The following is a 13,021-nucleotide window of genomic DNA, read 5'->3' on the forward strand; positions in this document are numbered from 1 at the left end:
CAGACCTCACCAATCTTTGGGATATTATGCACCAAATGAAATTTATTACAATGCTTTTACTGGTGCAGCGAAAAAAGAGGAAAAACTACTGAAATATTCGTGAAATAATTTAGAAAGTGTCTTGATTCGCATCTCACTATAGAGAGGCTATTTGTTAATAATTATTTATTTTCTTAATTTAGAAATATTTATATAAAATGATATCCCCTCTATTTTTTATAGAAGGGATATTTATTTTTTATAAATCATCAATTAATGCTGAACTTTTTGCATATGCTGTGCTTCTAGCTTCAAAAAAATCTGTTTTTATCAAATTTGCATTGGAATATTGACTGACCCAATTTAAAGTATCAGGTTCACTATCATGGCCTTCATAAATCTTTTCAAAACCTAATTGCGTACATCTAAGATTCCCGAGATATTTGATATAATCACTTATCATTTCTTTGTTTAATCCAACTATATTATCCCCAATTACATAATGACCCCATTCAATTTCCATTTCACAACCAGTTTTAATCATTTCTCTATATTCTTCAATCAATTCTTCATTAAACATTTCTGCTTCTTCTTTTTTCATTTCAAGAATAATTGATCTAAATAGCCAAAGATGAGTGTTTTCATCTCTATTTATATATCTTATTTCTCCAACTGATCCTGGCATTTTATTATTTCTTTCTAGATTATAGAAAAACATAAAACCTGAGTAAAAGTAAATTCCTTCTAATATATAATTTGCTATAAGGGTTTTTACTAAGGTTTTTATATTAGGATTTTCACTAAATTCATTATATAAATCGCCAATAAATTTATTTCTTTTTAAAAGCAGTTCATCATCTTTCCATTGATATAATATTTCTAGTCTTTCTTGTGGAGCACAAATTGTATCTAGCATATATCCATAGCTTTGTGAGTGTACTGCTTCTTGAAATGTTTGTATTGTTAAACATAAATTAACTTCATTAGCAGTAATGTAATTACTTACATTAGGTAAGTTAGCTGTTTGAATACTATCTAAAAAAATTAAAAAACTTAATACTTTATCATATGCTGTTTTTTCATGTATATCTAAAACACGATAATCTTGTATATCTTGATTTAAATTAATTTCTTCGGGTACCCAGAAATTATTCATTGCTTGTCTATACCAATCATTAACCCAGCTATATTTTATATTATTGAAATCATTTAAATTAGTAGTGTTTCCATTAACCATTCTTCTTTTATCTAAAGTTATATCACCAAATTCATTAAATAGTGGTCTTTTTTTTATTTCTTTTAAATTCATAATTTTTTCCTTTTAAGAGCTACATGAAGCACATTCTTCTACTTCTAAAGATTTACTTCTTACATAATAAATTGTTTTTACATTATTTTTATAAGCTTGTAAGAAAAGATTTAATATAGTTCTATAAGTCATATCGTTATTAATATATATATTTACACTCATTGCTTGATCGATATGTCTTTGTCTAACTCCACTTGCTTTAATACTCCAATTTTGATCTATTAAATGAGCTCCTTTATAATACCAGAAGGTGTCTTTACTTAAATTAGGTGCAACTCTTGGTATTATCATATTTTTCTTTTCTTCTAAGTAAAATTTATCCATTATTGGATCTAAACCTGCCGTTGTTCCAATTAATATACTTGTACTGCTTGTTGGAGCTATAGCTAATAGATAGGCATTTCTTATACCATATTTATTTACATTTCTTTTTAGCTCTATCCATTTATCACTTGTATAGTTACGTCTACTAAAATATTTTCCATTATCCCATTCACTGTTTTTAAAATATGAATAAGAACCTTTTTCTTTTGAAATATTCATGCTTGCATTTATTGCATAATAGTTTATTGATTCAAACACCTTATCAACAAAGTTTAAATGTTCTTCACTTTCCCATGTTATTTGATGGTTAGCTAACATGTGATGATATCCACTTACTCCAAGACCGATAGATCTATATTTCTTATTAGTAATTTTAGCGTATGATAGAGGATACATGTTTAAATCTATTACATTATCAAGAGCTCTTATAACATTATAAACTGTGTCTCTCATTTCTTTATTATTAGTAACATCTATATTTCCTAAAGCAAGGGATGCTAAATTGCAAACTACAAAATCACCAGGTTTAGTAGTTTCTACAACTATTTCTTCATTATCTATAGTTTTTATTTCATTTGAAACAAATTTAATTTCACTCATGTTTTGAGCTATTTCGGTACAAAGATTTGAACAATATATTATACCTTTATGTTTATTAGGATTTGCTTCATTTACTATATCTCTATTAAATGTAAAAGGAACTCCAGTCTCAATTGCTGATTTTAAAATTAACCTAATTAAATCTTTAACTATAATTTCTCTTTTACTAATATTAGAATCGTTAACACAATCTAAATATTTTTCTTCCCATTCTTTTCCATAATAATCTTCTAAATGATAGCCTTTAACACTAAATATTTCATGAGGACACATTAAATGCCATACACTATCAATATCTTTTTCAACTTTTTCCCAGAAAAGATTAGGATAGCAAATTGCAGGAAAGATATCATGAGCTTTCATTCTATCATCTCCGTTATTTGTTTTTAATTGTAAAAATTCCGGAATGTCTTTGTGCCATGCATCTAAATATACTGCAACTGCTCCTTGTCTTACTCCAAGTTGATCAACAGCAACTGCAGTATCATTAGCAAGTTTTATCCATCTAATAATACCACCTGATACGCCTTTAAATTCTCTTATTGCAGACCCTACAGCTCTAACTTTACCAAAATATAAACCCATTCCTCCACCAAACTTACTTACTTTAGCAAAGTTATCAAGGGATCTATAGATTCCATCTAAAGAATCTGGAACTGTATCAATAAAGCAAGAAGATAGTTGATGATATGGTTTTCTAGCATTACTCATTGTAGGTGTTGCCATAGTAACTTTATGAGTTGATAACATATCATAAAAGTTCTTTACCCAAGCTAATCTATTATTTTCTTCATTCATAGCTAGATGTAGTGCAATGGAAAGGTACATCTCTTGAGGTGTTTCTATTGTTTTATAATCATGAGTTTTTATAACATATCTTTTTAAAATTAAGTCTAATCCACTATAAGTAAATAATTCATTTCTTTTGTTATCAATGTATCTTTCAGCAATTTCTATTTCATTTTTATTATAAGAATTTAATATATATTTACCATATAATCCTTTTTCACTTAGAAAGTTAATCTTTTCATAGAATGTGTTAAAACCGAATTCAAGTTCATATCTTTTTAGATTAGTTGAAAATTGTAAATATAGAATTCTTGCTGCTATAAATTCCCAATTAGGTGATTCAATAGTAGTTAATTCAATACAAGCTTTTATTAATGAAGCTATTTTATCATTTTCATTCATATTTATTGTTTTAAAAGCTTTATATTTATTATATGCAAGATTTAAATCATAATTTTTAGAAATAAAAGTGTTTTGAATACTTCTAAGAACATCATTTAACTTTATTGATGAAAAATCATCACAAATTAATCGTCTTATTTCTCTTTTATTTGATCTATCAGATCTATATAAAATATAACATTTAGCAACATCAAAGTATTGATGTACCATAAGTGTCTTTTCAACTATATCTTGAATTTCTTCAACATCTACATATTCTTTATTTAATTTATTTTCAATTTCTTTTGAAATATTTTCAATTTGTTCTTTTGATATTGTGCAATTACAAGCAACAAATGCACTTTTAATTGCATCTTGAATTTTAGTTATATTGTATTCTTCAATATTGCCATTTCTTTTAACTATTTTCTGTAGTTTCATGCATTTTCTCCAATTCATATTATATTTAAATAATATTTGATATAGTTGATAATGGAAAGTATTTTTTTAATTATTTTACTAATTAGTGTTTTAACTCATATTGATAAATGTAAGATTTTTGATATTGAAGAATTGTAATGTAACTATATATAGTGATTGATTGTTTTTACTTTTGATATAATGAAGCTTTATCGGGTGAGGATGAAATGGAAAAAGTAAAACAAAGTATAAAAAAGTATATATATCTCTCCATGTTTGTTGTTATAGTATTATCCTCTTGCAGCACAGAAAAAGTAGAATCTGAAGTAATTATAGAAAAATCTTTTTATACTGTTTCTAATATTAGTGAAAGAAATGGCGGAAAATTAATTAGTTTGATTGATTATAATGGCATAAACTATACAACCTTTATGATTGAAAATGAATTCAATTACAATGAAATTAAAGTAGGGGATTATATCTCATTATATGCAGGAACAATTTTAGAAAATCATCCCTCTCAAATAATTAAAAACAGTGATATTTTTATAGAAAAATCAAATGAAGGTAAAAAATATAAACAAATTGAAGTAAAAGAATATTGGATTAATTCAGAGAAATTTAATTATACTGATCAAAATACTGAGGATCAAAGATCTTTTCAATATGTTGAAAGCGATGAATTAAGGTTTAATAATAATTGGTTAAAACTAAGTGATGAGATTCAATATTTTAATTATATTCCAGGATATTTTTATAAAGTTAAGGTTCAAAAAAAGTGGATAGATAGTGATGAATTATTAACTAACAAAGAATCCTTTGAAATTGAATTAATTTCTGTAATAGAAAAAGTTAAAGATGAAGCTTATATTAATCCGTATATTACTACTATCTCATTAGATAAGAATACATATAAAATTGATGATCCTATCTATTTAACATTTGAAGCTAAGAATACTAGTGCCTATAGTCTTACTTTTTTACCTTGGGGTACACCGTTAGAAGATTTATTAACTAATGATTGTTTAGATGTATATTATAATGATGAATTAATAGATTATCAGGGAATTTTAGTTAGCAGAATGGCTCCAAGTGAAAAGGATTATATAAGTTTAATTAGTAATGATAGTGTTAAAAATACAATAAATATATTAGATAGTTATGATTTTAGTAAAAAAGGTACTTATTCAATTAGATTTGGCAAGGAAAATTATTTATTAGCTTTATCAAATACTGTGGTTTTTGAAATAATTAATTAATGTGTAAAATATTTTATAAAAAAAATAATTGTTAACCAATAAATAGTGTAGTATACTCATAGTTAATATATATATATATAGGAGTATTTACTTATGAAAAAGAAAATTTTATTGTTTAGTATTTTATTAGCAACTTTTATGTTTATTAGTTGTAATAGTCAAGCCCAATTCACTGAGATGACTTTAGTGAATAATAGCGATGTGGAGATCGATACTATATCATTATTTGGTGGGATGGCAGGTGAAAAAGATACATTAACTAAATATAATATTTTAAAGGATGGAGAGACTATCGGTATTGATGAATCTGTTGTATATTACCTACCCGTTTTAGTAGAAGGTACTAATTTAATTTTTTACATATCAGGCGGTACCCAAATGGAAGAAGAATTAGAAATAAGTTATGAAAATTATTCAAAATTTACATTAACTTATAAAGGGACTAATTCCTTTACAATAGATGGAGCTGAAATTATTGAATCCAATACTTAAAAATATTTCTATTTAAATAAAATATTAAAACTCGGTTTTGCTTGAAAGTTTAGCTACAACCGGGTTTTTTTATTTAATGAAAATTAAATACAGATATTATTACAATGATATATCTCTTCTTCCTATTACTTCATTCAAGAGTAAGAAAGAGCATACTATTAATAATGTTTGAATTGTAGCAACTCCCAAATTACCTCTTAGTATTTGGGTTTAAACATCAACTGTTAATGTTCTTATTTTTCTTGAGTATAACAGAATTTATAATAAAATAGAAAATAGAATCTGAAATAGTACTTACACTAATTATTGATATTGTAATTTTCTAAATTATTATTGAATTAAAAGATATAAGTCTAATTAGTAATTAAAGAGTAATAAATACAATAAATATAATAGATTTTTATGACTTTTGTAATAAGGTGCTTATAATATTAAATTTATTTAATATTGTAGTTTTAGAAATAGTCTAAATTTAATTTAAATTGTATTTAAAAGTATATTTTTTATAAATATATAATTGTTGATTGTGAATCATTAATAAATATAGTAAACTTACATATAAAGAAAATTTTTATATGTAGGAGTTTTGATTTATGAAAAAGAATTTATTATTGTTCAGCATTTTATTAGCAACATTTATGTTTAATAGTTGTAATAATCAATCTCAATTCACTGAGATGACTTTTATTAATGAAAGTGATAAAGAAATAACTTTAATTTCATTTTCAGCAAATTTAGCCGGAACTAAAGCTATTAGCTACCGTCCTTCTAACAATTTAAAAGATGGAGAGACTATCGGTATTAATGATTCTATTGTTTACTATTTACCAGTTTTAACAGATGATACTGTTTTGTGTTTTTATTTAGAGACTGAAGATGAAACTGAAGCGCTTAATATATCATATGTTTATCATTCGAACTTTACTTTAACTTATAATGGACATGATTCCTTTACGATAGATGGAGCTGAAATTATAGAATCCAATGCTTAAAAATATTTCTATTCAAATAAAATATTAAAACTCGGTTTTGCTTGAAAGTTTAGCTAAAACCGAGTTTTGTTTTATGTAATAAACACTAAATAAAGTTATTATTACATTGATAAATCTCTACCTTTATTTACTTTATTAAAGAGCATTAATGATAGTACTGTTAATAATGCTAGAATTGTAGCAAGAGCTGCGGCAACTCCATAATTACCTCTCAGTACTTGGGTATATACTTCAACCGTTAATGTTCTTGTTTTTCCTGTGTATAACAGAATTGCTGATGCTAATTCAGAAATCATTGTAATCCAAGATAAAATAGCACCTGAAATAATACCTGCACTCATCATTGGTATCGTAATTTTCCAGAATGTTTTTGCATTACTAGCACCTAAAGAAAGGGATGCTTCTTCAACAGTAATTGGTATCTGTTGTAAAGTTGCAACAGTTGATCTAATCGTGTACGGTAAACGTCTAATAATTAAGGCTATTACCATGATGGTCATACTACCTGTTAATACTAATGGAGGTCTATTAAATGCACTAGCTAGTGCAATACCTACAACTATTCCAGGAACAATATATGGAACCATAGAAACTGTATCTATTACTGCTGTAGCTTTAGATCTTTTTCTTACAACTAGATATGCAATAAATACTGCAATTACTAATACAAAAGCTAAAGCTGTTAATGGTATAACTATTGTATTTCTAATAGCATTTCCCATCTTTGAGAATGCAATTCTATAGCTATCTAGTGAATATCCAGGTATAAATACTGTTCCATTTACCTTCTTAAATGATGTATAAACAACATATACTTGAGGAGCAATTGATAGAGATATTAATAAATAACTAAATATATGTATTAGAACATTTTTAACGCCTTCAATTTTTTTAGGTCTTATTTTATTAATGCTATTCATTGTAAATGCATTCTTTTCAGAAATATATTTTTGGAAAATGAATATTACTAATGTAATAATAATAGCTAAAACTGCTATACTAGCTGCAAATCCATTATTACCACCTAACTCAGACATGTATGCATCATAAATTGTTATTGGGAATGTTCTATATCCTTCACCAATCAACATAGGGGTTCCAAAATCACTGAAACATCTCATAAATACTAGTAAGGCACCAGCTAAAACAGTTGGTAATATTAAAGGAAGTATAACTTTAAAGAATCTTCTAATGCCACTACAGCCTAAATTTTCTGATGCTTCAAGTAAAGAATTATCTACATTTGAAAAAGCTCCTGAAACATATAAAAATATTAAAGGATATAGTTGTAAAGATAGAACTAATAATATTCCTTTAAATCCATAAATATCAGGCATTTCAATGCTTAATAAGTTTTCAAAAAACTTTGTAATAACACCATTTCTACCTAATAAAAGAATCCAAGAATATGCACCAACGAATGGAGCTGACATACTAGATAATATAATTAATATTCTAAGACCTTTAGCTCCTCTAATTTTAAATCTTGCAAAAAAGAAAGCTAATGTTGTTCCTAATACAACTGCTACAAAAGTTATAACAATTGAAATTTTAAAGGAATTAAATAGGGTAGAGTAATAATACTTTTTACTAAAGAACCTCTGAAAGTTAGCAAGGGTTAGTTCACCAGTTCTTGAATCAATAAATGAATCAGAAAGTAATAATAATAAAGGTATAATTAAAAATATTGTGTATAGTGTTAATAACCCAATGGTTGATGAAGACCATAAATTAAATTTTGATTTCTTATTTTTCATAGGCAATCACCAAATTTTCACTGCCATCTTTAGTAAATACATTTACTTTATCTGTATTTATTTTAAGATAAACTGTTTTTCCTTTTTCATTAGAATTGTTTATCATACTTTCTTTGATAATTTCAACAATTTGTTTATTTGGTAATTCCATAAAGAAGTGAGTGTTAAGTCCTAAGAAAATAGTATCTTTAATAACAGCTGGGATAGCTGTTTCATCATCAGTAATAATAAATTCTTCAGGTCTAATTGATACTTTTACTTCCCCTTTATAATCAATGTTATTGAAATTAACTTTATAGTCTAAGAATGTAATTTCATTTTTATTACATTTTCCTTCTATAATATTAGTTCTTCCAATAAAACTTGCTACAAATTCATTAGAAGGTCTGTGATAAATTTCTTGAGGAGTTCCAATTTGTTGAATTACACCTAATTTCATAACAGCAATTCTATCACTAATAGCCATAGCTTCTTCTTGATCATGAGTAACATAAATAGTAGTAATACCAACTTCTCTTTGAATATCACGAATAGCTTGTCTCATTTCTAGACGAAGTTTAGCATCTAAATTTGATAATGGTTCATCCATTAAAAGCACATCAGGCATAATAACAAGAGCTCTAGCTAAAGCAACTCTTTGTTGTTGTCCTCCTGATAATCTTTCTGGCATTCTATCTCTATATTCATAAATTTGCATTAATTTTAAGAATTTATCAGCCATAGGACCAATCTCTTCTTTTTTAAATTTTCTATTTTTTAATCCAAATTCAACATTCTCTCTAACAGATAGATGAGGAAAAATAGCATAATTTTGAAATACCATACCTATATTTCTTTTACTTGGATCTAATTCATTGATTCTATTATCATCAAAGAAAAAATCTCCACCTTCAATAGTATTAAATCCTGCTATCATTCTAAGTAATGTTGTTTTACCACATCCTGATGGCCCTAATAAAGTAAAGAATTCTTTATCTTTAATTTGAACATCTAAATCTGGAATAATAACATTCTTACCGTATGCTTTTAATGCATGTTCTATATTAATTGCTACACTCATAAACTTTTCCCTATTAAATTATAAACATAAAAGAAGACATAGCTTCTTTTATGTTTATTTTGTTTTTATAATTATTAATATTATAGACTTGTGAACATATCGATATAACGATCAACTAATTCTTGTTTGTGTTCAGTTACATATGCTGTATCTTCATTTTTAACATTGATAGTATCGATTGGTTGCATATAAGAAGCAGTTTGTACATTTTGATATACAGGACGGTTTGTTAATGTCATACCATATACGTCTTGTACTTCTTTAGAAGTAATAAAATCAATGAATAATTTAGCAGCTTCCATGTTTTTTGCACCTTTAATGATTGCACTACCAGCTGGTAAGAATACTGTACCTTCTTCCATGTAAACAACGCCTACATCAGCACCGTCATTAATTAATGTTAAAACAGGATCTTCATAAGATAAACCAATAGTATATTCGCCATCTCTTACACCTTTCCATACTGATGATGATGAACCTAATACTTTAGTATATTTAAAGATGTCAGCTACTTTTGCCCATGCAGCATCACTTTCATAACCACCAAAGTCAATTAACATGTTTGTTAAATGAGCGAAAGATGAAGAAGATTTTGATGGGTCACCAGATACAATTTGTCCTTCTAATTTAGAACCGTATTTAATAATATCTTCATAACCTTTAATTTCAACACCAGGAAGTTTTTCAGCAAGTTTTGTTTTGTTATATACAATAACACTACCATCTAATGTATTTTTTGTAACAAAACCACTGTCATTTCTATAAGCTTCTACTAAATTAGCATCATTTTTACTTACATATGGTTCAAATAATTCAGGTTTACCTAAATAAGTTGCGTAACTACCACCATACATTACATCACCTTGAGGGTCATTTCTTTCAGATTCAATTCTTTTTAAACATTCACCAGTACCAGCTGAAATGATATCAACAGAAATACCATATTTTTCTTCGAAAGGTTTTTCAACTGCGTTTAATAAACCTTCTGAGTTAGGTGAATAAATAACTAAAGTTTTTGATTCTTCAGCTTCAGCTTCTCCAGCGCCTTGAGCAAATGCGAAACTCATAGTAACTAAGGTTGCTAATAAAATAACTAAAATTTTTTTCATATATTTTTATCTCCTTTTTATATGTTAATTAATTTTAACACCGGTATATTCAGTTTCATATACCATAAAAAGACAAATATTATATTAAAAAAAGACAATTTTTGTTATAAAAAAGGAGAAATAGAATAAAATTTAATAGTGAAAATATTTATAGGTAAATATTATAATATATCTTACTTATGGTTTTTAATTAATTCTGTAACACTATATCCTGTATAACTTTTGAACTTTGAGCAAAAATATTTATAATCATTAAAACCTACCATTTCAGCTATTTGATAGATGGGATATTTATTTAAAGAAATTAGATTTATTGCTTTATATATTCTATAGCTATTTAATGTAGAATTAAATTTTATGTCATTTTGTTTGAGCTTGTTTTTAATTGAAGATACACTATAGTTTAATTCTTTAGACACATCATCTAATTTAATTTTATTCATATAATTTTCTTTTATGAATAAAATAATTTCTTGTAATAATTTATCATTGGTATTTATTTCTTGATAAACTTTTGAATGGTTTTTTACTTGAAATTTAGCATTGTTTATAAGCTTTTTATCTTCTAGATTTGTTATGGCCTTATTAAGTGATACTTTTAATAATTCATGATCTAAAGGTTTAACTAGATATTCAGTAACTCCATATGATATTGCTTTTTTAGCATATTCAAAATCACTATAACCACTTAAGATAATAAACTCATAATTTTTTTTATTCTCAATATTTGCTATCATTTCTAAGCCACTCATTAGAGGCATTTTAATATCTGTAATAATAATATCTACTTTGTGGTCTTTTAAATATGATAGACAAGAGATGGGATTATCAAAATCAGCGACAACCATTAAATTTAAACTTGAAAAATCAAAGCTAAACATTAAGCCTTTTCTTATAATATCTTCATCTTCACAAATTACTACATTATACATATTAATCAATCTTCTTTTTTAAAACTAATTTCGAACACTGTGCCTTTATCATCTCTTCTAACATTTAGTTTAGAATCTGGATAAAGAATTTTAAACCTTCTCAAAACATTATGAACACCAATATGGTTAGATAAGTTTTTATTTTTTTTACTTATTTCCATAATTTCATTAATGATTGTATCACTAATGCTTATGCCTGTATCATATACACTAATATAACATATATTATCTATCATTTCAGCTGTTATATCGATATGAACTTTTGTACTTTTTTCAAATCCATATTTTATACTATTTCCAACTAACGGTTGAATTGATAATTTTGGTACAGAAATATCTTTTACCTCTGGGGAAATAGTTATATTATAGCTAAGTTTTTCTTTAAATCTAAACTTATAAAGATCAAGATATTTCTTTAAATACTTTAAATCATCTTGAAGAAGTGAATAGTTTATTTCATTATTTAATGAATATCTTAAAATAGAGTTTAATTCTAAAATGTATTTTTCAGTTTCCTTTACATCAAACATCATTGAATATCTAATAGTCTCTAATGAATTATATAGAAAATGAGGATTAAATTGAGAGTCTAATTTTTTCTTTTCAAATATTAGGTTTGTTTCACTTAATTCTTTATTAAGTTCTATTTCCAAATTTAATTTATTAAGCATTTCATTTATATTTTTAGCTAAATCCCTAAAGTCACCATCTAAATTTTCATTTATTTTGTGCTCTAGTTTTCCAAGCGATACTATATTAGTATCACTAATTATTGATTCAATACTTTGAGAATTTTTAATAGCTATTTTTTTTATTACATTGTTAGAAAAATAAATTACTAAAAAGACTATTATTATTAGCATAAATAGAAGTGCTATATAATATTTTTCAATAGTGAATCTCTTCTCTAAATAATATATTGTGTAATGTTCTTTATCAACTTTTGTTACTTTATATCTAATACCATTAAGTTTATAATTTTGTGAATATGTAAAATTTTCATTAGAATTTAAGATCTCATAGTTATTACTTGCAATAACTGTATCAAATTCATTGGCAATTATATAGTTTCCAGAGTTAGGTAGTAAATAATAACTTAAATCATTTATGTCTATTAAAAAGGTATCAATTCCTATCAGTCTGTCATTTTCATAAAGGCCACCATAAAAGATTAAATATGAATTACTATCTAAATCAGAATACATTATAAATTTAATAGGATTATTATTTACTATTCTCTCTCTAATAATTGATAAATACATTTTATATCTTAAAGTAGAGAAGGGGGATTCTTCATATATAGGAGTGAGATTATCATCGTAAATATTATAATTATATCTTAAACTCATAGTTTTAGAAAAAGTGTAATTATTTGTTGAAACAAGTTTTTTATCTACAGTATTGTTTATTACTGCATTAATGAAACTATTATTTTTATTGTGAAGTTCCATTTGCATAAATATTTTATTATTTAAATCAATAAAAGTGTTGTCTAAGAAGCTTATACTTTCATTTTTATAAACATTTTTCTCAACTAAATTCATTATTTGAGTAATTGTGACAAATAATATAAAAACTACTGTAATTAATTTAATTGAAAAAGTTCTAACATTTTTTC

Annotated in this window: 10 protein-coding genes; 3 read left to right on the forward strand and 7 right to left on the reverse strand. The window is 25.6% G+C overall.

Features of this window, described 5'->3' with window-relative positions; translation table 11 throughout:
• Positions 1-238: 238 nt before the first annotated feature.
• Complete coding sequence (locus tag ACPKM0_RS12945; RefSeq protein WP_472476580.1) at positions 239-1,288, reverse strand: ribonucleotide-diphosphate reductase subunit beta; 1,050 nt, start codon at positions 1,286-1,288, stop codon at positions 239-241.
• Positions 1,289-1,300: 12 nt separating this feature from the next.
• A complete protein-coding gene (locus ACPKM0_RS12950) occupies positions 1,301-3,823 on the reverse strand; it encodes a ribonucleoside-diphosphate reductase subunit alpha (RefSeq protein WP_472476582.1) in 2,523 nt (840 codons plus the stop codon).
• A gap of 206 nt (positions 3,824-4,029) precedes the next feature.
• On the opposite strand from ACPKM0_RS12950, the gene ACPKM0_RS12955 reads away from it, so the two are divergent.
• From ACPKM0_RS12955 to ACPKM0_RS12965, 3 genes are all read left to right on the forward strand, one after another.
• Complete coding sequence (locus ACPKM0_RS12955) at positions 4,030-5,061, forward strand: hypothetical protein (protein ID WP_472476584.1); 1,032 nt, start codon at positions 4,030-4,032, stop codon at positions 5,059-5,061.
• A gap of 93 nt (positions 5,062-5,154) precedes the next feature.
• Entirely contained in the window at positions 5,155-5,553 is a 399-nt protein-coding gene (locus tag ACPKM0_RS12960; protein WP_472476585.1) for a hypothetical protein, read from the forward strand.
• Positions 5,554-6,146: 593 nt separating this feature from the next.
• Positions 6,147-6,545 (forward strand): hypothetical protein, encoded by a 399-nt coding sequence (locus tag ACPKM0_RS12965; RefSeq protein ID WP_472476587.1) that lies wholly within the window; start codon positions 6,147-6,149, stop codon positions 6,543-6,545.
• A 101-nt stretch (positions 6,546-6,646) separates the two neighbouring features.
• Here the strand turns inward: ACPKM0_RS12965 and ACPKM0_RS12970 are convergent, their stop codons facing one another.
• From ACPKM0_RS12970 to ACPKM0_RS12990, 5 genes are all read right to left on the reverse strand, one after another.
• Entirely contained in the window at positions 6,647-8,302 is a 1,656-nt protein-coding gene (locus ACPKM0_RS12970; RefSeq protein WP_472476589.1) for an ABC transporter permease, read from the reverse strand.
• Positions 8,292-9,362 (reverse strand): ABC transporter ATP-binding protein, encoded by a 1,071-nt coding sequence (locus tag ACPKM0_RS12975; RefSeq protein WP_472476590.1) that lies wholly within the window; start codon positions 9,360-9,362, stop codon positions 8,292-8,294. The genes ACPKM0_RS12970 and ACPKM0_RS12975 overlap by 11 nt, the downstream gene beginning before the upstream one ends.
• A gap of 80 nt (positions 9,363-9,442) precedes the next feature.
• Complete coding sequence (locus ACPKM0_RS12980) at positions 9,443-10,471, reverse strand: extracellular solute-binding protein (protein WP_472476591.1); 1,029 nt, start codon at positions 10,469-10,471, stop codon at positions 9,443-9,445.
• 173 nt (positions 10,472-10,644) lie between these two features.
• Positions 10,645-11,403 carry a response regulator transcription factor gene (locus ACPKM0_RS12985; RefSeq protein WP_472476593.1) on the reverse strand — a complete coding sequence of 253 codons (759 nt, stop codon included), beginning with the start codon at positions 11,401-11,403 and terminating at the stop codon, positions 10,645-10,647.
• A gap of 5 nt (positions 11,404-11,408) precedes the next feature.
• On the reverse strand, positions 11,409-13,021 hold a 1,613-nt coding region (locus tag ACPKM0_RS12990; RefSeq protein ID WP_472476594.1), incomplete at its 5' end, for a sensor histidine kinase.

Source organism: Pleomorphochaeta sp. (assembly GCF_050031695.1).
GTDB lineage: Bacteria > Spirochaetota > Spirochaetia > Sphaerochaetales > Sphaerochaetaceae > Pleomorphochaeta.